General features: G+C 57.1%; 19 protein-coding genes, 1 pseudogene and 1 riboswitch (1 of these 21 running past the window's edge). Of the genes and pseudogenes, 10 read left to right on the forward strand and 10 right to left on the reverse strand.

The window, feature by feature from the left end:
* On the reverse strand, positions 1-119 hold the 5' portion of the coding sequence (locus tag G7069_RS02005; RefSeq protein WP_166293755.1) for a rubredoxin. Its footprint begins 70 nt before the window's first position; 119 of the gene's 189 nt are visible here — the first part of the coding sequence; it begins with the start codon at positions 117-119; the stop codon falls past the left edge of the window.
* 50 nt (positions 120-169) lie between these two features.
* On the opposite strand from G7069_RS02005, the gene thiE reads away from it, so the two are divergent.
* On the forward strand, positions 170-802 hold the full coding sequence (thiE, locus tag G7069_RS02010; protein ID WP_240912608.1) for a thiamine phosphate synthase: 633 nt from the start codon (positions 170-172) through the stop codon (positions 800-802).
* Between the two features lie 13 nt (positions 803-815).
* Positions 816-2,102, forward strand: coding sequence for a glutamate-1-semialdehyde 2,1-aminomutase (gene hemL / locus G7069_RS02015; RefSeq protein ID WP_166293758.1), 1,287 nt, complete (start codon positions 816-818; stop codon positions 2,100-2,102).
* 27 nt (positions 2,103-2,129) lie between these two features.
* Here hemL and G7069_RS02020 read toward each other — a convergent pair whose 3' ends face one another.
* Complete coding sequence (locus tag G7069_RS02020) at positions 2,130-2,954, reverse strand: NAD(P)-dependent oxidoreductase (RefSeq protein WP_166293760.1); 825 nt, start codon at positions 2,952-2,954, stop codon at positions 2,130-2,132.
* 61 nt (positions 2,955-3,015) lie between these two features.
* Between G7069_RS02020 and G7069_RS02025 the strand changes: the two genes are divergently transcribed.
* The gene (locus G7069_RS02025) at positions 3,016-5,010 is read left to right on the forward strand and encodes a bifunctional DedA family/phosphatase PAP2 family protein (RefSeq protein ID WP_166293762.1); all 1,995 of its coding nucleotides are present in this window, start codon (positions 3,016-3,018) and stop codon (positions 5,008-5,010) included.
* On the opposite strand, the gene mpl is transcribed toward G7069_RS02025, so the two are convergent.
* Complete coding sequence (mpl, locus tag G7069_RS02030; protein WP_166293764.1) at positions 5,004-6,365, reverse strand: UDP-N-acetylmuramate:L-alanyl-gamma-D-glutamyl-meso-diaminopimelate ligase; 1,362 nt, start codon at positions 6,363-6,365, stop codon at positions 5,004-5,006. The genes G7069_RS02025 and mpl overlap by 7 nt on opposite strands.
* Before the next feature lie 26 nt (positions 6,366-6,391).
* Positions 6,392-6,970 (reverse strand): adenylate kinase, encoded by a 579-nt coding sequence (locus tag G7069_RS02035; RefSeq protein WP_166293766.1) that lies wholly within the window; start codon positions 6,968-6,970, stop codon positions 6,392-6,394.
* Between the two features lie 108 nt (positions 6,971-7,078).
* Here G7069_RS02035 and G7069_RS02040 point away from each other — a divergent pair, with 108 nt between their 5' ends.
* Positions 7,079-8,317, forward strand: a complete 1,239-nt coding sequence (locus tag G7069_RS02040; RefSeq protein WP_166293768.1) for a 6-phosphofructokinase — start codon at positions 7,079-7,081, stop codon at positions 8,315-8,317.
* A gap of 17 nt (positions 8,318-8,334) precedes the next feature.
* Here the strand turns inward: G7069_RS02040 and G7069_RS02045 are convergent, their stop codons facing one another.
* Positions 8,335-8,838, reverse strand: a complete 504-nt coding sequence (locus G7069_RS02045; protein WP_166293770.1) for a hypothetical protein — start codon at positions 8,836-8,838, stop codon at positions 8,335-8,337.
* 141 nt (positions 8,839-8,979) lie between these two features.
* On the opposite strand from G7069_RS02045, the pseudogene G7069_RS02050 reads away from it, so the two are divergent.
* The 3 genes and pseudogenes from G7069_RS02050 to ppa all read left to right on the forward strand — a co-directional run.
* A pseudogene (locus G7069_RS02050) lies at positions 8,980-11,013 on the forward strand (sodium-translocating pyrophosphatase); the annotation flags it as partial.
* Between the two features lie 87 nt (positions 11,014-11,100).
* The gene (locus G7069_RS10640; protein WP_240912645.1) at positions 11,101-11,442 is read left to right on the forward strand and encodes an OmpA family protein; all 342 of its coding nucleotides are present in this window, start codon (positions 11,101-11,103) and stop codon (positions 11,440-11,442) included.
* 110 nt (positions 11,443-11,552) lie between these two features.
* Positions 11,553-12,107, forward strand: a complete 555-nt coding sequence (gene ppa, locus G7069_RS02055; RefSeq protein ID WP_166293774.1) for an inorganic diphosphatase — start codon at positions 11,553-11,555, stop codon at positions 12,105-12,107.
* Positions 12,108-12,116: 9 nt separating this feature from the next.
* On the opposite strand, the gene G7069_RS02060 is transcribed toward ppa, so the two are convergent.
* Complete coding sequence (locus G7069_RS02060) at positions 12,117-13,025, reverse strand: LysR substrate-binding domain-containing protein (protein WP_166293776.1); 909 nt, start codon at positions 13,023-13,025, stop codon at positions 12,117-12,119.
* A 125-nt stretch (positions 13,026-13,150) separates the two neighbouring features.
* On the opposite strand from G7069_RS02060, the gene G7069_RS02065 reads away from it, so the two are divergent.
* Both G7069_RS02065 and G7069_RS02070 read left to right on the forward strand, forming a co-directional pair.
* Positions 13,151-14,014: a pirin family protein gene (locus G7069_RS02065; RefSeq protein ID WP_166293778.1), complete on the forward strand. Its 864-nt coding sequence runs from the start codon at positions 13,151-13,153 to the stop codon at positions 14,012-14,014.
* A gap of 16 nt (positions 14,015-14,030) precedes the next feature.
* Complete coding sequence (locus G7069_RS02070; RefSeq protein ID WP_240912609.1) at positions 14,031-14,645, forward strand: YceI family protein; 615 nt, start codon at positions 14,031-14,033, stop codon at positions 14,643-14,645.
* Positions 14,646-14,705: 60 nt separating this feature from the next.
* Here G7069_RS02070 and G7069_RS02075 read toward each other — a convergent pair whose 3' ends face one another.
* From G7069_RS02075 to thiC, 4 genes are all read right to left on the reverse strand, one after another.
* Entirely contained in the window at positions 14,706-15,308 is a 603-nt protein-coding gene (locus G7069_RS02075; protein ID WP_166293783.1) for a DUF4136 domain-containing protein, read from the reverse strand.
* Positions 15,309-15,425: 117 nt separating this feature from the next.
* Positions 15,426-16,358, reverse strand: a complete 933-nt coding sequence (locus tag G7069_RS02080; protein ID WP_166293785.1) for an aspartyl/asparaginyl beta-hydroxylase domain-containing protein — start codon at positions 16,356-16,358, stop codon at positions 15,426-15,428.
* A 33-nt stretch (positions 16,359-16,391) separates the two neighbouring features.
* The gene (locus G7069_RS02085; protein WP_166293788.1) at positions 16,392-17,108 is read right to left on the reverse strand and encodes a two pore domain potassium channel family protein; all 717 of its coding nucleotides are present in this window, start codon (positions 17,106-17,108) and stop codon (positions 16,392-16,394) included.
* Between the two features lie 19 nt (positions 17,109-17,127).
* Entirely contained in the window at positions 17,128-19,005 is a 1,878-nt protein-coding gene (gene thiC, locus G7069_RS02090) for a phosphomethylpyrimidine synthase ThiC (protein WP_166293790.1), read from the reverse strand.
* Positions 19,006-19,045: 40 nt separating this feature from the next.
* Positions 19,046-19,139, reverse strand: a riboswitch (TPP riboswitch).
* 172 nt (positions 19,140-19,311) lie between these two features.
* Here thiC and G7069_RS02095 point away from each other — a divergent pair.
* Positions 19,312-19,956, forward strand: a complete 645-nt coding sequence (locus G7069_RS02095; RefSeq protein WP_166293792.1) for a protein-L-isoaspartate O-methyltransferase — start codon at positions 19,312-19,314, stop codon at positions 19,954-19,956.
* Positions 19,957-19,964 lie beyond the last annotated feature (8 nt).

A 19,964-nucleotide genomic window follows, 5' to 3' on the forward strand; every position in this document is an offset into this window, starting at 1 on the left:
TCTTCCCAACGGGTGCCCGCTTCAATGCCTTCGTCAGGCATCCCTGCAGCTTCGTCGTAGATGAAGCCGCAAACGACGCACATCCAGGTGCGGTATTCGGCGCTAGAGGTGTCACTCATGTTTCTTAAACCTAAGTCAATTGCTGCAATTGTCCCATGCGGTGAGCTCAGTGCGTGAGTCTTCAGTGCATGTGCCACGCGGCCTGTATTTGATTACGCCGGCCACAGATTCGTTATCCGCGCTGCAATCTGCGGTCCTTCCTGTGTACGCACAGGCAGTGTTGATTCAATTGCGATGCAAATCGCCCGATGCACAGTTGCGCAAAGCGCAAGCGGAGTGGCTTCGCATGTTGACGCTCGAACACGGCATCCCATTCATCGTCAATGACGACATTGAACTCGCATTCGCTGTTCGTGCCGACGGCGTGCATTTGGGTCGTGAGGACGGTGCGATTGAAACCGCGCGACGCACCTTAGGTGCCGAGGCAATGATCGGCGCCAGTTGCTACAACGATTTTGCATTGGCAGAAGCGGCTTGGCAGCGTGGCGCGAATTACGTTGCCTTCGGCGCAGTGTTTGGCTCACCCACCAAACCGCAAGCGCCGCGCGCTTCGCTCGATCTGTTTAAACAGGCGCGCGCGGCGGGCATGCATTCTGTCGCCATCGGCGGCATCACACCTGAGACAATAGACAAGGTCGTCGAAGCGGGCGCCGATTTGGCAGCAGTCATTTCCGGCATTTACGCAGCGGCCGACTCCGCGATCGCGGCAGCGCACTGTGCGGCTGCCTTTGAAACCCACTGAAAAGTAGAGCGTTATGGATACCCGAGTTTCGCAAGCATTGTTCGCCAAAGCACAAGATCTGATGCCAGGCGGTGTCAATTCACCTGTGCGTGCATTCAAATCTGTTGGCGGCGAACCGTTCTTTGTCGCGCGTGCAGAAGGCGCCTATTTGCAAGATGTCGATGGCAATCGCTACATCGATTACGTCGGTTCCTGGGGGCCGATGATTGTTGGACATAATCATCCAGAGGTGTTGAATGCCGTGATTGAAACGGCGCGTAATGGTCTGTCATTCGGCACGCCCAATCCGCTTGAAGTGGTGATGGCTGAGCGCATTCAAGCCTTGATTCCGAACTGCGAAATGGTGCGAATGGTCAACTCCGGCACCGAAGCGACTTTGTCTGCAATTCGTGTTGCACGCGGCGTGACGCAGCGCTCGCGCATCGTCAAGTTCGAAGGGTGTTACCACGGTCATGGCGACAGTTTCTTGGTGAAAGCCGGCAGTGGCGCATTGACGTTTGGCGTGCCGACGTCGCCAGGTGTTCCCAAGGCTTTGGCTGATTTGACCCTGACCCTGCCCTATAACGACTTTGATGCGGCGACCGCATTGTTTGAATCGTGTGGGGATGACATCGCCGGTCTGATCATCGAACCGGTGGTGGGTAATGCGAACTGCCTGCCGCCGCGCGAAGGCTATTTGCAGCACTTGCGTGCGTTGTGCACGCGCTACGGTGCGCTGTTGATTTTTGACGAAGTGATGACCGGTTTCCGTGTGGCTTTGGGCGGCGCACAAGCGCGCTATGGCGTACAGGCAGACCTCGTCACCTTCGGAAAGATCATTGGCGGTGGCATGCCGGTGGGCGCCTACGGTGGACGTCGCGAGTGGATGTCCCAAGTTGCGCCGTCGGGTCCCATCTATCAAGCAGGCACCTTGTCAGGCAACCCCGTGGCGATGGCCGCAGGTCTTGCGATGCTGGATCTGATTTCAGTGCCCGGGTTTCATGCGGCCATCGAAGCGAAGACCAACGCTTTGTGTGACGGACTTGAATATGCAGCGCGCGAAGCAAATGTTCCCTTCAGCACGCAGCGCGTGGGCGGCATGTTCGGCATGTTCTTTAGCGACGAAACGGTGGATACCTTTGCGCAAGCGGTTGCCTGCGATACCGCGCGATTCAATCGTTTCTTCCACGCCATGCTGGAACGTGGTGTGTATCTCGCACCTTCGGCGTTCGAAGCCGGGTTTATGTCGAGTGCACACGGTGATGCAGAGATTGCCGCGACAATTGCCGCGGCACGTGCTGCATTCAAATCACTGGATTGATCAAGACACAACGGGACTCGGCGCGAATCACGCCGGGTCCAGAAACAGGTCGGGCAATAGCGTTTGGCCGGGTGCCACTGCGTAAGACGAAAAATCGGTCACACCTGCTTCGGCCAGCACGTCGTCATCGATAAAGAATTGACCCGTTTGCGTGCCTGCGTCTTTGACCAAAATGGCGTGTGCGGCATCGGCCACAATGTCGGGCGTGCGGCAGCGGTCTAAGTCGATGCCCGGAATCATATTGAGCGCATCGGTTGCAATGATCGTGCGCGGCCACAAGGCATTGATCGAGATTTTTTCGCGACGCAACTCTGCAGCAACACCCATCGTGACAAAGCTCATCCCCATTTTTGCAAGGGTATAGGCGGTGTGCGGGCCCCACCATTTCGGATCAATGGACGGCGGTGGCGCCAAGGTCAATACCTGCGAATTGCTCGCCTTCAACAATTCGGGCAAGCACGCTTGAATGCATAGAAACGTACCGCGCGCATTGACTTCATTCATCAAGTCATAGCGTTTCATTGGCGTGTCTCGAATGCCTGCGAGCCAGATCGCACTTGCGTTGTTGACCAGTATGTCGAGGCTGCCAAAGGCTTCGACGGTTTGCGCAACAGCCGCGCGCACTTGCTCTTCTTCACGAATGTCGCATTGAATGGCAAGTGCTTGCCCGCCTGCGGCACGCACTTCTTCTGCGACGGAATGAATCGTACCGGGAAGCTTCGGGTTGGGCACATTGGACTTCGCGGCAATGACGACATTTGCGCCGTCGCGTGCCGCGCGCAATGCAATTGCGCGACCAATGCCGCGCGATGCACCGGTGATGAAAAGTGTCTTGCCTTTAAGTGTTTTCATTTCTGCGTTTACGTGAATCGAAGTGCATCAAGTTTAGTCCAGCCACTCTATAATCAGGCGCATGCAGCCCGCTTGGTTACACAACATCGCCGACTGGATCTCGACGCATCCGTTGGCGGCGGGTCTTGTGATCTTTTTGATCGGCGCATGCGATGCCTTGGCTGTGGTCGGCATTTTGGTGCCCGCACTCCCGTTACTGTTCGCCGTAGGCGCCATGATTGGCTTGGGTCAGATCAATGGCGCGTATGCCTTGGCTGCAGCGGCCCTAGGCGCCTTCGCAGGCGATTCATTCAGCTATTGGCTGGGCCGTCGCTACGGCAAAGAGATGCGCGGCATCTGGTTGTTTAGGCGCTATCCCTCATTTATTGATCGCGCTGAGAATCTGTTCAAGAAACACGACTTAAAGGCGATTGTGATTGCCCGCTTCGTCGGTGCGATTCGACCTTTTGTGCCTGCCATTGCCGGCATGGCCCACCTACCCTACCTACGTTTCGGCATTCCGAGCTTGCTGGCTTCTTTCGCGTGGGCGGCGATATTTTTAGCACCAGGTTGGATATTCGGCGCGTCGTACGAAGCGGTGGCCGCGGTGGCCGATCGTTTGGTCTTCGTGTTGCTGATCGTTGCCGTGGTTGTTGCCGGCATTTGGGCGATCGTCGTGTATGCCTCGCAACTGTTTGCGCGACATGCAGACCGACTGTTCGCTGGCCTGCTGCGTTGGACGCGCAGACATCCCACATTTGGTCGATATATCGGTGCATTGGTGGATCCAAAGCGCCCGGAATCGCCATCAATTTTGTTGTTGGCAGTTGCGGCAACGGGATCCATTTGGGTCCTTGCGGGTTGGATCTTTGCACTGGTGGCGCGTGGCGGCCCCTTGATGCTGGATCTAAAAATCTATTCGCTGATGTTCTCGTTGCGAAACCCCCTCGCCGATCAACTCATGGCGGCTGTGGCTTCGATCGCGGACATTCAAGTGCTATTGCCCGCATTTGTTGTCGGCATTGCATGGCTGGTGTGGCGCAAGCGCTACATGGCAGCCGCGCACTGGGTATTTGCCGTCGCGGTAGGCTTGGGCTTTAGTGAGCTCATCAAACGTTTGGTAACGATGCCGCGACCGCCGACCGCACCGACGGGCTTTGGTTTTCCGTCGGTCTCGGTCTTGGTCTGTGCGGTCATGCTTGGCTTCTTCGCCGTTTTAATTGCGCGCGAACTGCCCTCACGTCGACGCGTGTGGCCGTACATGCTGGCGGCGGTGATCACAGTCATGGTCGCGTTTGCACGCGTCTACCTGGGTGCGCATTGGGCCAGTGACGTGGCCATGGCCATGACCATCGGTGTGACTTGGCTGCTCATTATTGGCATCGCGTATCGCAACCATGCCAACCGTGCGTTCTGGATGCGTCCTGTTGCAAGCGCGTTCTACGTCGTCTTGGTCGCCGCGATGTTGTGGCATGTGCCAGGCAAGGCCAACCGACTGTTATCTCGCTTCGAGCCCGCACCACCTGTCGCTGTGTTTACGCACGGCGATTGGTGGACCTCGCAATGGCGCGAAGTGCGCCCAATGCGCAACCACTACAACGATTTGCAGCAGTGGCCGTTGGACTTGCAACTCGCAGGTGATCTTTCGGGCCTGATCCGTGACCTAAGGGCGCGCGGTTGGAAACAACAAGCGCAGGCCGATTGGCTCGATGTCTTGCGCACGCTCGATGATCGAACGCCACCTGAGTCGCAAGTGATCTTGCCGTCCACTGTAGAAGCGCGTGCGGAAGTGCTGTTGATGTACAAGACATTGCCGAACGGTGAGCGCGATGTGCTGCGTGTTTGGCATGCACCGGCGCGTCTGACTGATAGCACCGCACTGTGGGTTGCCACGACGCAGCGCATGATCTTCAGTCGGCGTTTCCGTTGGCTAGGCGTGTGGCGTCCGACGGATGCAGGGCACGCCTCTCATGACGCATTGGTCGATGCGACGCGTCCTTGGTTGCAACAGGGCGCGAACGAAAACGGGCTCACCGTGCTTCGCGTGGACCTCACGCGACCCACATCGGGTCATTGACCGCGAAGCTTTTCCGCGAAGCGTTTCGGCGCGGCATCGAAACCGCCGTTCGACATAAACACCACGTGATCTCCACGGCGCACGCGCGTTGCCAATTCAATGAGCAAAGCATCCGTATCAGCCACGGCAATGCCGTCATGCTTCAGTGCGTTAATGACTTTGTCGCCATCCCAGGGCAATTCAGGACGCTTTAAAAACACGACCGTGTCGGCATCGTCCAAGGACGGTGCCAAGGCGTCAGCGTGCGCGCCCAAACGCATTGAATTGCTGCGAGGCTCCATAGCCACCAAGATGCGTGCTTCACCTACGCGTGCGCGCAAGCCTGCAAGGGTGGTCGCAATCGCGGTCGGGTGATGCGCGAAATCGTCATACACCGTGATGCCGTCGACTTCACCGACGATCTCCAGTCGACGCTTGACGCTTTGAAACGCTTTCAATGCCGGCAAGGCGCTGCGGATATCTGCGCCTAAGGCTTCGCCCGCTGCAATGGCGGCCAAAGCATTCATGACATTGTGTCGCCCCAGAAGCGACCACTCGACGCGTCCAAAGTGCGCGCCTTTATGTGTGACATCAAAGACACTGCCGTCATCATGGATTAAATGTGCGCCCCAATCGAATCCTTCGCCGATGCCAAAGGTTTCAACCGGCGTCCAGCAGCCTTGCGCCAAGACGGTCTGCAAATGGGCATCTTCGCCATTGACGATGAGCCGACCATTGCCGGGCACGGTTCGGACCAAATGGTGGAACTGACGCTGGATCGCTTCGATATCGGGAAAGATGTCGGCGTGGTCGTATTCCAAGTTATTCAAAATCGCGACGCGCGGACGATAGTGGACAAACTTGCTGCGCTTATCGAAGAACGCCGTGTCGTATTCGTCGGCCTCAACAACGAAGGCCTTGCCTTCGCCAATGCGGGCCGACACACCAAAATCTTCGGCCACGCCACCAATCAGAAAGCCGGGTGACGCGCCTGCTGCATCTAACAAACGTGCAGCAATCGATGTGGTGGTGGTTTTGCCGTGCGTGCCTGCGACTGCGATTGTTTCGCGCCCTGGCAGCACATGGTCTCGGAGCCACTCTGCGCCGGAGGTGTAGTTCAGACCGTGATTGAGCACATGTTCAACCGCAGGATTCCCGCGGGACAGTGCATTGCCGATCACAATGGCATCGCAATCGCTCGAGAGGTTGTCGACCGAATACCCTTGCGAGAGTTGAATGCCCAATCGCTCGAGCTGCGTCGACATCGGCGGATAGACCGCTTGGTCACTGCCTTCAACTTGATGACCCAATTCGCGCGCCAAGGCGGCGACACCGCCCATGAAGGTGCCGGCAATGCCGAGAATGTGAAGCTTCATGCCAAAAAGATGTTCCGTTCGCGAAATCAGCCGACGCTTGCGGCGGTGTCAATGGCTTCGATGATCCGTGTGAACACTTCGTCCAACTCACCGACGCCGTTGACCACTGTCAGGTTGCCATGGTTGCGATAGAAATCCACGACGGGTGCTGTTTGTTCGTTGTAGACCTTGAGGCGCGTACGCACCGATTCCGGGCTGTCGTCGGCGCGGCCTTCCGCTTTGGCGCGACCTGCAATGCGTTCGACCAAGAGCTCGGTGGGTACTTCCAATTGCACGGCGGCTTCCAGCGGCTGCTGGATCGAGGCAAGCAACGCATCCAGCGCATTGGCCTGTGCGACGTTGCGCGGGTAGCCATCCAAAATGAAGCCGTCTTTGCAGTCATCACGCGAAAGGCGCGATTTCAACATGCCGAGCAAGATCTCGTCGCTGACCAATTCACCCCGTGCCATCACTTCTTTAGCGGCAATGCCGAGCTCTGAACCCGCGGCCACTTCGGCACGCAACAAATCACCTGTGGAAATGTGCGGGACCTGCAAATGGTCTTTCAGGCGTGAGGCCTGCGTCCCTTTGCCGGAACCCGGCGCACCGAGAAGTATCAATCGCATCAATTGCTCCAAGATTCGTCACGTCCATGGCCTTAGAATTCGGACACATGCACTACATGTGCCCACTTTAACGCATTGATGGCCAAACCGGCCTCTCCTCTGAGTCTCATGTCCACCCGAAAGCACCCCCACGGAAAGCTCCTATACGCCCAATCGGGCGGTGTCACTGCAGTCATCAATGCCACCGCTTCGGCGGTGATTTCAGAGGCGCGCGCGCATCACTTGGATGTCCTCGCTGCCCGCAACGGCATCCTCGGTGTCTTGAATGACGACCTGATCGATACCGCCGCCTTGTCATCCGCCGACGTGCGCGCCCTCCTGCATACCCCCGGCGGCGCGTTCGGCAGTTGTCGTTTGAAGTTGAAGTCGCTGACCGAGGACCGCGACAAATACCTTCAGTTGCTCGAGACGTTTAAAAAGCACGATGTGCGCTATTTCCTTTACAACGGCGGAAACGATTCGGCCGACACGGCGCTGAAAGTCTCCGCGCTGGCTGCCGAGTTTGACTATCCCTTGGTCTGCATTGGCGTTCCGAAAACGATTGATAACGACCTGGCGGTGACGGATTCCTGTCCTGGCTTCGGCTCGGCCGCAAAGTACACCGCCGTTTCCGTGCTGGAGTGTGCGCTGGACGTTGCAGCCATGGCCGAGACGTCGACGCGCGTGTTTGTCTATGAAGTGATGGGTCGTCATGCCGGCTGGTTGGCTGCTGCGGCCGGACTTGCAGGCAGTAAAGAAGGCGATGCGCCGCATCTCATTTTGTTTCCTGAGGTCGCTTATGACGAGGCGGCCTTCTTGGCGCGCGTCGATGCCTTCGTGCAAGCCAATGGGTATTGCGTTGTGGTTGCGAGCGAAGGCATTCGCACAGCTGAAGGCAGCTTTGTTGCAGACGCGGGCGGCGGAATGGATGCCTTCGGCCATACCCAATTAGGCGGCGTTGCGCCCTACTTGGCGGGGCGGGTTCAAGCCGCTTTGAAGCACAAAGTGCATTGGGCCATGCCTGATTACATGCAGCGTTCCGGCCGTCATTTGGCGTCGGAAACAGACTTGGCGCATGCGCGCGCCGTCGGCCGCAAAGCCGTTCGGTACGCGTTAAAAGGTTTGAATTCAACGATGCCGGTGATTCACCGTGTGCGCGACGTGCCCTATCGATGGACCGTGCGCCCGGCACCACTCGCCGAGATCGCGAACGCAGAAAAAAAGATGCCCGCGGATTTCATTCGCGAAGACGGTTACGGCATCACCGAGGCAGCGCGCAAATACCTTCAACCCCTGATTCGCGGTGAGGCCTACCCGCCCTATGGCCGCCATGGGCTACCGAAGTATTTGAAGTTGAACTTGGATTGAGTGCAACGCGCCTGCCGTTATTTGCAGGCTTTTCCTTCCAGACTCATCGCCACGGCAAAACGGGGCAATTTCACGGCACCCGGCACCTCGGCTGCCTTTGCATCTGCGGCATACACGCGGCTACGTCCTTGCGCATCTAACTTAGGCGGCGCGAGTTTTGCACTGTCGCGCCAGACTTTCACCGTCGCAATTTGTGTTGGGCAGGCCGCACTGGGGATGAGAACTTGATCGTGGAAGACCCAATTTGCGCTTTGGGCGGCTTTCACTTTATTGGCATCAACGAGCGCGGCGCGGGGTGCGCAACGCGGATCTGTTTTGGTGATGGCAAACGTATACGGATCTGCCGGGCGACCTGTGTACACCCCGGAGATTCGCGCGCAGGCCTCGGGGAACACGCGAACGGTGTGTTTCACACCCACCGCCTGTGGCTTGGCCATCGGACGCACGATCTCTGGCTGGGTGTCAGCGGCGAAGGTCGTTGCGCTCATGAGAAGTGCTGCGACAAATACGATGGGCTTCATGGGATCACTTGGCGTTTGGCTCTTTCGCAAGCCTTACATGAAAAGTCTGAATCACGTCCGTCTTATTGCAGCACAGCATGAACAGCAGCTGACCTGTGCGATAGTCAAAGGGTTGCAACCCCATCCACTCGAGGAGGTTTCATGCTGCATTCTTCCGGTCCGATCATCGCGCTGGTATGCGCATTGGTCGCAATCATTTACGGCGTCATTTCTGCACGCTGGATCACAGCGCAACCTGCAGGTAATTCGCGCATGCAAGAAATTGCAGGTGCCATCCAAGAAGGCGCACGCGCCTATTTGAATCGTCAGTACATGACGATTGGTATCGCCGGCGTCATTTTGTTTGTCGTTGTCGGCTTTGCATTGAATTGGGCCACTGCGGTGGGTTTCTTGCTTGGTGCCGTGTTGTCTGGGGCCGCCGGCTATATCGGAATGAATGTGTCTGTGCGCGCGAACGTGCGCACCGCTGAAGCTGCGCGTCATGGCATGGGCCCGGCGATGAATGTGGCATTTAAAGGCGGCGCCATCACGGGCATGTTGGTCGTCGGTCTTGGTCTGCTCGGTGTCGCGGGCTACTACTGGTTCATGACCTCTGTGATGAAGGTCGATGAAAAGAGCACCTTGCATGCTTTGGTCGGTTTGGCCTTTGGTTCGAGCCTGATTTCGATCTTTGCGCGTTTGGGTGGTGGCATCTTCACCAAGGGTGCTGACGTCGGTGCGGATTTGGTCGGCAAAGTTGAAGCCGGAATTCCTGAAGACGACCCGCGCAACCCTGCCGTGATTGCGGATAACGTTGGCGACAACGTGGGTGACTGCGCCGGCATGGCCGCCGACTTGTTTGAAACCTATGCCGTGACGTTGATTGCCACGATGTTGCTTGGTGGTCTGATGGCGAGCCAAGGTGCCGGTGTCAGTGCGGTGATTTATCCGCTGGTACTCGGCGGCGTGTCCATCATTGCGTCGATCATCGGTGCAATGGTGGTCAAAGTGTCGGGCGACAAGCCCAACATCATGGGTGCGCTCTATCGCGGCGTGATTGTCTCGGCGGTCTTGGCTGCGATTGCGTTCTATCCGATCACGCAACAGATGATGGGCGACAACGAACACGGTTCGGTGAACATCTTCTTCTGTGCATTGATCGGCCTGGCGCTCACGGGCGTCATCGTGTGGATCACTGAGTACTACACCGGCACACAGTACCGACCGGTGAGACATGTGGCGCAAGCCTCCACCACGGGCCATGGCACCAACATCATTGCCGGCCTCGGCGTCTCAATGAAATCCACTGCATTGCCCGTTATTGCGGTGTGTTTGTCGATCTTTTTTGCCTATAAGTTTGGTGGCCTGTATGGCATCGCGATTGCCGCTACGTCGATGTTGTCGATGGCAGGCATGATCGTCGCGTTGGATGCCTATGGCCCCATCACGGATAACGCCGGTGGTATCGCTGAAATGAGCGAGTTGCCGAGTGAAGTGCGTGCCATCACCGATCCCTTGGATGCGGTCGGCAACACCACCAAGGCTGTGACCAAGGGCTATGCCATTGGCTCTGCTGCTTTGGCCGCACTGGTGTTGTTTGCGGATTACACGCATAACTTGCAAGCCGCACATCCAGGCGTGACGTTTGCATTTGATCTGTCTGACCACCGCGTGATCATCGGTCTGTTGATCGGTGGTTTGATTCCGTATTTGTTTGGTGCCATGGCCATGGAAGCCGTGGGCCGCGCTGCGGGTGCCGTGGTTGAAGAAGTGCGTCGTCAGTTCCGCGACATTCCGGGCATCATGCAAGGCACCGGCAAACCGCAGTACGACAAAGCTGTCGACATGCTGACCAAATCGGCAATCAAGGAAATGATCGTGCCGTCGTTGTTGCCTGTCGCTGTGCCGATCATCGTCGGCATGTTGTTGGGTGCGGAAGCCTTGGGTGGTTTGCTGATCGGCACCATCGTGACCGGCATTTTTGTGGCCATTTCCATGACCACCGGTGGCGGTGCTTGGGATAACGCCAAGAAATATATTGAAGATGGCAATTTCGGTGGTAAAGGCTCGGAAGCACACAAAGCCGCCGTGACGGGCGACACCGTGGGTGACCCGTACAAGGACACAGCAGGTCCGGCCATCAACCCACTAATCAAGATCATCAATATCGTTGCCTTGTTGCTGGTGCCTCTGCTGCCGGTCGGCAAGACCGCTGCGGAAGCGGGCCCGGCCGCCGGTGCTGCGGGCACCTCGGCCGTTGCGATGCGTGCAGACGGCGCGAGCATGGGTGATGTGAATCAGGGCAGCGATGCCCGCCATGCACGCTTGTATTTCGACAGCGGGTCAGCCGCCCTGCCCGGCAATGCGGATGACAATTTCCGTGCCCTGCTCGACACGATGAAGGCCGACATGGATTCGCGCGCTGTGATTTCCGGCTACCACGACGCCAGTGGCGATGCAGCGGTCAATGCCGCATTGTCCAAGCAGCGCGCTGAAGCCGTACGTGATGCCTTGGTCGCGCACGGCATCGCCAGCGGACGTCTGGACCTGGAGAAACCCATGGTCGCCACCGGTGGTGCTGCCGGTGACCGCGAAGGTCGCCGCGTCGAGGTGTCGATTCAGTAAGACGACGCCATCGGCAATAGGAAACGGCGACTTCGGTCGCCGTTTTCATTTTGCGACGCAGCAATTGGGGCGTAAAATAGCGGCCTCATCTTCCTGTTACAGAGCGCATCATGGGTCTCGACCTCGTACCGACTGGCAAAAATCCCCCCGACGAATTGAATGTCATCATCGAAATCCAAAAGGATGCCGAGCCGGTGAAGTACGAGGTGGACAAGCATTCGGGCGCGATTTTCGTTGATCGCATCCTGTCAACGCCGATGCGTTATCCCTGCAACTACGGGTATGTACCGCACACCTTGTGTGGTGACGGTGATCCGGCCGACGTCTTGGTGATTCTGCCCTTGCCTTTGGTACCGGGTTCGGTGATTCGTGTGCGCCCCGTTGGCGTGCTGCGTATGAGCGATGAAGCCGGCAGCGATGAAAAGATTCTTGCTGTGCCGGTTGAGAAAGTGTTCGCAGGTTACGCGCACATTAAAGACATCGAGCAGGTCAGCAAACATTGGCTGGAACGCATCGGCCATTTCTTCGAGCACTACAAAGATCTCGAGAAAGGCAAGTGGGTGAAGCTCGATGGCTGGGGCAATGCCGCCGAAGCCAAGCAAATCATCTTGGATTCCATCGAGCGTTACAACGCAACGCCGGAAGACGACAAGCCGAAGTTCTAATCTTCGGCTTCACAGTGCCTTGCCGAGCGCCACAAACTCGGCACTCAAATGATCTAGCAATGCCTGCACCGCGGGTAACATCCCGCGGCGTGAGGGATAGACCGCGTGCACGATTTCAGGCAAGGGCGCCCAATCGGGCAACACGCGCACCAAACTGCCTTCTTTCACCAAGGGATCAGTCAGCAGCGACGGCAATTGCACAATGCCGATGCCCTCAACCGCTGCGTCTCGCAACGTCAGCATCGCGCGCGTCACCAGCCGCGGTGAATGAAATATCGCTGCCTGTTCGCCCCCTGGGCCGACCAAATGCCACGCGTGTTGGTTCTGCGGTGTCCCCATTTCAAGTGAAGGCAGGCCCATCAGCTCGCCGGGCTTCTTTGGCATTCCGACTTTGGCCAACAACTTTGGACTGGCCACCAAACATTGCGTGGCTTTTGCCAATACGCGAAGCACCAACTCGGAATCTTCCAACGGCGGCGGTCGCACACGCAGCGCCAAATCAAAACCATCTGCAATGACATCGACGCGCCGGTGGGTGGGGTCTACGCTGAGTTCAACCTCCGGATGCCGACGCATGAAGCGCACCAACATGGCACCGACGCGCTGGTCCAACAAGGCCATGGGACACGACAGTCGAATGACGCCGCGGGGCTTTGAATGATGTTGCTTCACCACATGGAACGCAGCGTCAGCCTCAAGCAACATGGCTTTTGCGTGCACATAGACGGCCTGACCCAGTTCAGTGACAGAAAACTGTCGCGTGGAGCGCTGCAAGAGTCGCGCACCCATGGCTTCTTCCATGCTGGCGATTCGGCGACTGAGTTTCGATTTGGGTTCGCCTAGGGCACGACCGGCTTGGGTGAAGCCACCATGCTCCACCACGTGGACGAAGCAATAAAGGTCGTTGAGATCATGCATGGCGTGACCAGTGTTCACAAATTGGAACGATCAGGTGAGTTTTTGCAGACTACCGCATCCGGCGTTCCGATTCCAGAATAGCGCTCATGCACTGGCGCACCCAGCGCCTCAGTTAGGAGCACAGCATGAAAAAGGTCATTCGTAAGCACTCGGCGCCCAACCGCCATTGGGTGGGTGACGGTTTCCCGGTCCATGGCATGTTCGGCTACAACGGACCCGAGGTGCAGGAACGCAGCCCGTTCCTGATGATGGATTATGCGGCGCCGACCTACTTCGAACCGAACCCGAACCATCGTCGCGGCGTTGGTCAGCATCCGCATCGCGGCTTTGAAACGGTCACGATCGTTTACGAAGGCGAAGTGGAACATCTGGATTCAACCGGCAACGGCGGCATCATCGGTCGCGGCGACGTCCAATGGATGACGGCAGGCGCTGGCATCTTGCACGAAGAATTTCACTCCACTGAGTACAGCAAGCGGGGTGGCGATTTTGAAATGGTCCAACTTTGGGTGAATTTGCCGAAGTCGGCCAAGGGTGCGGACGCGGGCTATCAGGGCATCACTGATGCCGATATTCCAGCCGTCAAAACAGACGCAGGGCATACCGTGCGCGTCATCGCAGGTGCGTTTGCAGATGCAAAAGGACCGGCGACAACGTTTTCACCTATGAACGTGCTTGATGTGAGGATGGTTCCCGGCCAACTGAGCATGCCGCAACCGGAAGGCTGGACCACCTTGGTTTTGGTCTTGGGCGGCAGTGCGACGGTGAACGGCGAAACCATCGACGCGAAAGAAATGCTGACGCTTTCCACGCAAGGTGAAGCCGTCGACATTCAAACCACAGTCAATGCAAAGCTGCTGTTGTTGTCTGGCGAGCCGATCGATGAGCCTGTTGTTGGCTATGGCCCGTTCGTTATGAATTCACAAGCCGAAATTGCGGAAGCCATTCGCGATTTCAATGCCGGCAAGTTTGGCCGGATGCCCCACTAATCTCCAGGAGAAAGCCATGAAGTCCCCAATGCTTAAAATCGCCCTACTGACGCTGTCTGTGTTTGCTTTGAATGCCGGCGCCGTCGAACGTACCTACACCTTGGACCCGGGTCACACGCAAGTGGATTTTCGTTGGAGCCACATGGGCTTCTCAACACCCGCCGCTGCGATCCATGTCACCGACGGCGTCTTGAAGTTCGACCCCGACGCACCGACGAAGGCCTCTGTGTCTTTGAATATGCCGATTAGCAGCATCGATACGCGCGTGCCCGATTTGGACACGCATTTGAAGAGCGCAGACTTTTTTGATGCAGCGAAGTTTCCCACTGCTTCATTCAAGAGCACGAAGGTGGTGCGCGAAGGCACCAGCAACACTTACAAAATCTACGGTGACTTGACCATCAAGGGTGTCACCAAGCCGGTCGTGCTGGACGCCAAGATGAATAACGTTGGCGAGCACCCGATGTTGAAAATTCCGGCCGTCGGTTTTGACGCGACCACCTCGATCAAGCGGAGTGACTTCGGTATCGGTGCCTTTGTGCCGGCCGTCAGTGACAAGATTGATATTCGCATCACCACCGAAGCATTGGATGCCGTCGGTTTTGCAAAGGCCATGCAAGCAGCGAAGTAAGGCCAAACGTAAGACGCAACACCGTAAACCCGCCGGTGCGTTCCGGCGGGTTTTTTGTACTTATTTGGCGGGCACAACCGGTTGTGCATTCCCAGCCGTGTACGGGTAATGCATGAAGATTGCTGTCAGCGCAGTATCGATTTCAGGCGCGCGTTTTGCCGGCAATTTCTGCATGGAGCGACCCACTGCATCCGCCGTCCAGACCATTCGATTGGCCTTTGAATCCACGATATCGACACTTAATGTGCCTTCCACGTACTGGTGGACGGCATAGTCGTCGTAGTACACAGGCACAGCAATATAGGCACGTGCGCGCGGGTTATAGAAATAGCGCACATCCGTTTGGGTCATCGGATAAACCGCAGTGCGCACATCACGACGCTCGCGGAAGTTGACCCAAAGATCGGGCTTTTCGCTGTAGGCATAACCGCGCGCCGTCATTTCTCGACGGATATTGGTTTTGATGCGTTCGCTCACCCAGGTGCTGTAGCCGGATTTTTCCATGCTGAGCGGTGAATAGAAGCCCCATGTTTTGTATTGGCCGAAATTGGCGTCGGGGTCGGTATCGGTGCGAACGGTCGGTCCGCTTGAACACGCGGCCAAGAGCGCGGTCGTACACAGCGCAATAAATAAAGCGCGAACGTTTCGGGTCAGGCGTGTCATGGTGTGTCTCCCTGTAGTGCGTCTAGTCTATGAATGCAACGCGCACGCGCACATGAAAGCGCAGGCCACGCAAGCCGACGGTTGGCGAAGATTCACATGCCCAATCGTCGTATACGTTCAGATTCGCAGCGCAGGCTTTGCAATCCAAGCGGTCATGCCCGTGAACCATTGTGTTTGATTGTTGAGCAAGATGCTGTCGACGTTTGCCGGCAGTGCTTCCAGAAAACGCTGCAGCGCGCTGCGATAGGCCGGTGCGCCTTCACCGGAATCACCGTAACGCGACCACAAGCCTTGCCACTCTTTGATGAACCTGTGGCTTTGCGCCAATACTTCGGCGCGACCGGGCTGTTCGGGCGTGTCGTCGAACAAATCTTCGAAATGGCAGCGGATTTCCCACGGCGTCATCACCTTTGGCAGATTGAACTGTTCGCAGTCCAGACGCACCTGCTTGTTTGGATCGAAAGCGATTGTCTTCGCCGCGAATGCAGCCTCGGGTGCGTCGTGCTTACGACCCTGCGCCACCATGTCCCAGAATCGGCCGCCGCCTACGGAATCGGCGACTAAATGGATGCGCTTTAGGCTGGAATCATTCAAGACACGATGATTGCGCCATGTGTCGAAAATCCAACAGGTGCCGGCGGCCATGTTGATGGCAGCGTCACCACATTCAAATCTCACTGTCGGCTGGGTCACGATCGGGACGTGAATACGTACGCGCTCGGCCCAGTAGTAGCCCTGGTCGGTATGTGGCGTGACTTCTGCTTGTCCCTCCAAACGCATCAAGCGGCTGCGACCCAAGGTCGCCCCGAAACTTTCCATCACTTGCATCAGGTACGGACAGGCTTTCAATTCCGGCGTGGGCGCCATCCCGCCGGCAAAGCTTTCATCTGCGGGGTCGCCTTTGGATGCCACCAGCGGCAGCATGCTATTGCCTGGGAACTTAGCCGGATGGTCGCGCCATGGACCTTCCCCCAAGGCTTGAATTTCCTCGGCCAAGCGCGCGGCATCGAACATCAGCGGAAGTTGAATAAAGGGTGCGGCAAGTTTCATATTCAGGTGAATCCAAGGGCTTCACCCTCGATTTTAGCCGTTGTGGCTGCCGGGGTTCTTGCGCCGGATCAAGCCGGCTAGCCGCGCGAGGACAACCGCGAGGTACATCACACCATTCCATTGCTCAATGATGACGACCATGCGCGCCATCGGGGATTGCGGCAGCACATCTCCCATACCCGTCGCGGAAAAGTTCGTGCCCGACAGGAATAAGAGCGCCACCCAACTCAATTCGGCACCTTTCACGCCCTGCAATTCTGCAGGCCCAATGAAGGCCTTGGGATCGAACAACTGCATCGACATGAAGATCCACGCATAGCCTTCAACGAACAACATGAAGGTCGCGGCTGCCGCCCAGATTTCATCCAAGGTGGCGTGCTCGTCTTCCATCATGTAGCCGATGAGCGCGCTGGCGGCATAGAAATAGGCACCGGCGTAGAACAATCCCGCAATGATGCCGACCGATGCATTCGAGGTGCTCGAATGAATGATCCAAAGGACCACACCGGCCAGCGACAACAACGCAGCAAATAGCGCGCTGCGTGGCGACTTTCGCACCATGAGCAAGGCGATGGCCAGCACGCCCACACTGATAATGCTGGTGAGGACGTGTCCAACGCGATTGCCGCCAGCAAAGGGATAGAGCAAGACCGCGATGAACTGTGCCGCAAGCAACAAGCGACTCGGTTCATCGCGTACCCAACCGATCAAAGAACCCGGCCCGACATGGGGGCGTTTTACTTTCGGCATTGTTTGATCTCGGCTTTACTTATTCTTGATGGTAAACCTCAGCGCCTGCTTCGCGGAATTCTGCTGATTTTTCCGCCATGCCTGCTTTCAATGCGTCCTCTTCACTGATGCCTTGCGCCTCTGCATAGTCACGCACGTCTTGTGTGATGCGCATGGAACAGAAGTGTGGCCCACACATGCTGCAGAAGTGTGCGGATTTATGTGCTTCTTTCGGCATGGTTTCGTCGTGGTATTCCATCGCCCGCTCGGGGTCTAAGCCGAGGTGGAACTGATCTTGCCAACGGAATTCGAAACGTGCTTTTGAAAGCGCGTTGTCACGCACTTGTGCGCCTGGATGGCCTTTCGCCAGGTCCGCGGCGTGCGCGGCAATTTTGTAGGCCATGATGCCTTCGCGTACATCTTCGCGATTGGGCAATCCCAAGTGCTCTTTGGGTGTGACATAGCACAGCATCGCGGTGCCATACCAACCAATCATCGCGGCGCCGATGGCAGACGTGATGTGATCGTAGCCGGGCGCGATATCGGTGGTGAGAGGCCCCAAGGTATAGAACGGCGCTTCGCCGCATTCGGCGAGTTGCTTATCCATGTTCTCTTTAATCAATTGCATGGGCACATGGCCCGGCCCTTCAATCATGGTTTGCACATCGTGCTTCCACGCAATCTTGGTGAGTTCACCCAAGGCTTCTAGCTCGCCAAATTGTGCGGCGTCGTTGGCGTCTGCCAAACAACCCGGACGCAAACCATCGCCCAACGAGAAAGCGACGTCATACGCTTTCATGATGTCGCAGATATCTTCGAAATGCGTATAGAGGAAGTTTTCTTTGTGGTGTGCCAAACACCACTTGGCCATGATCGAGCCACCGCGCGAGACAATCCCGGTCACACGCTTTGCTGTCAACGGCACGTGGCGCAGCAAAACACCCGCGTGGATGGTGAAGTAGTCAACACCTTGTTCGGCTTGCTCAATCAACGTGTCGCGGAAGATGTCCCAATTGAGTTCTTCGGCACGGCCATCGACTTTCTCGAGTGCTTGATAAATCGGCACGGTACCGATCGGCACCGGTGAGTTACGCAAGATCCATTCGCGCGTTTCGTGGATGTGCTTGCCGGTGGAGAGATCCATCACGGTGTCGGCACCCCAACGAATCGCATACACCAGCTTTTCAACTTCTTCGGCAATGCCGGAACTCACAGCACTATTGCCGATATTTGCGTTGATCTTGGTCAGAAAGTTGCGACCGATAATCATCGGCTCGCTTTCCGGGTGATTGATGTTATTCGGCAGGATGGCGCGACCGCGCGCAATTTCATCGCGCACGAATTCAGGCGTGATCGATGTCTGGATATTTGCACCGAACGAATGGCCGGGATGTTGCTTCAGGAGGTGTGCTTCACGCACCGCTTCCAAACGTTGGTTTTCGCGAATGGCCACGAATTCCATTTCTGGTGTGACGATGCCGCGGCGCGCGTAATGCATCTGGCTGACATTCGCACCCGCAATGGCGCATCTGGGTGCAGTGCGGTTGGGGAAACGCACGTGATCCAACTTTGCATCGTGTTCGCGCGCTTGGCCAAACTGCGACGTGATCCCTTCCAGTTGTTGGGTATCTTTGCGGTCTTCAATCCACGCGTTGCGCAACGGCGGTAAGCCCGCGGCGAGATCAATGCGAACAGTCGGGTCGGAGTATGGCCCCGACGTGTCGTAGACCGTCACCGGTGCATTGGCTTCGCCGCCAAACAAGGTGGGGGTCGTGGTTAACGCAATTTCGCGCATCGGGACGCGCAAGTCCTCGCGCGAGCCTTGCACATAGATCTTGCTGGAGCCGGGGATCGGGCGGGTGACCGTTTCCGAGAGTTGCTCGGTTTGGCGAATCAGTTCGTTGGGTACAGCATTCATGGCATTCGTCCTTTCAGGCAATCAAGACGAAGCGGTGGCGTGAGCCATCCTGCAAGCTTCCCTACGCCGGCATCACCCGGATCAGGTTCAAAGGGTCTATCTCAACCGCCGTGACGGTACCCCCGCTTCTGGCCTGCATTTTGCCATGATTTCGACCTTATACCGTGTCAAACGTCGGGTTGACCGAGCCATGACTCCCGTCTGGTGACTTCCGGCACTCGGGCAGATGAATGCCTTCTGCGACTCTTGTCATCGGAATTGGACCCAACGCGTTAAAATTGTGTCCCCCTGAACTTCGGACTTCTCATGACGATCGACTTCCGCCAGCTTCGCGAAAACATGGTTGAGCAACAGGTTCGCCCCTGGGAAGTGGTCGACATGCGCGTGCTTGAAGCTTTGAATGCCATTCCGCGCGAAGATTTCGTGCCGGAATCGCAACGCGCGAACGCATATGCAGACACGTCCCTGCCTTTGGGTCACGGCGAATACATGATGAAGCCCGTGGTTGAAGGTCGCTGCTTGCAAGGCTTGCTGCCTCAAGCGCACGAGCGCGTGCTGGAAATTGGCACCGGCTCGGGCTATCTCACGGCGTGCTTGGCACGCATGTCTTCGCATGTCACGTCTTTGGAAATCGATGAGATGTTGGCCGAACGTGCGCGCACCAATTTGAGCGCGCAAGGCATTCAGAATATTGAGGTCGTGGAAGCGGATGCCATGAATTGGTCATCCGAGGCCACTTTTGACGTCGTTTGCGTGACAGGCGCCGTCACTGAAGTGCCTGCACACTTTCTGAAGTGGTTGGCGCCGACGGGACGTATGTTCGTGGTGCGTGGCCAATCGCCGGTGATGGAAGCCATTGTGCGCCACGCCGACGGCCGCACCGATTCGTTGTTTGAAACTGATCTTCCCTACTTGAAGGGCGCCGCACCTGCGCCCTCTTTCAAATTTTGATTCGAGGA

This window comes from Lysobacter sp. HDW10 (genome assembly GCF_011300685.1).
Taxonomy (GTDB): Bacteria; Pseudomonadota; Gammaproteobacteria; order Xanthomonadales; family Xanthomonadaceae; genus Solilutibacter.

Excerpts from the sequence above, each read along its gene's own strand:
- G7069_RS02095 (WP_166293792.1), top strand. The coding sequence starts at position 19,312 with ATGACGATCGACTTCCGCCAGCTTCGCGAAAACATGGTTGAGCAACAG.
- G7069_RS02040 (WP_166293768.1), top strand. The coding sequence starts at position 7,079 with ATGTCCACCCGAAAGCACCCCCACGGAAAGCTCCTATACGCCCAATCG.
- G7069_RS02025 (WP_166293762.1), top strand. The coding sequence starts at position 3,016 with ATGCAGCCCGCTTGGTTACACAACATCGCCGACTGGATCTCGACGCAT.
- mpl (WP_166293764.1), bottom strand. The coding sequence starts at position 6,365 with ATGAAGCTTCACATTCTCGGCATTGCCGGCACCTTCATGGGCGGTGTC.
- hemL (WP_166293758.1), top strand. The coding sequence starts at position 816 with ATGGATACCCGAGTTTCGCAAGCATTGTTCGCCAAAGCACAAGATCTG.
- G7069_RS02045 (WP_166293770.1), bottom strand. The coding sequence starts at position 8,838 with ATGAAGCCCATCGTATTTGTCGCAGCACTTCTCATGAGCGCAACGACC.
- G7069_RS02065 (WP_166293778.1), top strand. The coding sequence starts at position 13,151 with ATGAAAAAGGTCATTCGTAAGCACTCGGCGCCCAACCGCCATTGGGTG.
- G7069_RS02035 (WP_166293766.1), bottom strand. The coding sequence starts at position 6,970 with ATGCGATTGATACTTCTCGGTGCGCCGGGTTCCGGCAAAGGGACGCAG.
- G7069_RS10640 (WP_240912645.1), top strand. The coding sequence starts at position 11,101 with ATGGGTGATGTGAATCAGGGCAGCGATGCCCGCCATGCACGCTTGTAT.
- G7069_RS02080 (WP_166293785.1), bottom strand. The coding sequence starts at position 16,358 with ATGAAACTTGCCGCACCCTTTATTCAACTTCCGCTGATGTTCGATGCC.
- G7069_RS02060 (WP_166293776.1), bottom strand. The coding sequence starts at position 13,025 with ATGCATGATCTCAACGACCTTTATTGCTTCGTCCACGTGGTGGAGCAT.
- thiC (WP_166293790.1), bottom strand. The coding sequence starts at position 19,005 with ATGAATGCTGTACCCAACGAACTGATTCGCCAAACCGAGCAACTCTCG.
- G7069_RS02075 (WP_166293783.1), bottom strand. The coding sequence starts at position 15,308 with ATGACACGCCTGACCCGAAACGTTCGCGCTTTATTTATTGCGCTGTGT.
- G7069_RS02070 (WP_240912609.1), top strand. The coding sequence starts at position 14,031 with ATGAAGTCCCCAATGCTTAAAATCGCCCTACTGACGCTGTCTGTGTTT.
- G7069_RS02020 (WP_166293760.1), bottom strand. The coding sequence starts at position 2,954 with ATGAAAACACTTAAAGGCAAGACACTTTTCATCACCGGTGCATCGCGC.
- ppa (WP_166293774.1), top strand. The coding sequence starts at position 11,553 with ATGGGTCTCGACCTCGTACCGACTGGCAAAAATCCCCCCGACGAATTG.
- G7069_RS02085 (WP_166293788.1), bottom strand. The coding sequence starts at position 17,108 with ATGCCGAAAGTAAAACGCCCCCATGTCGGGCCGGGTTCTTTGATCGGT.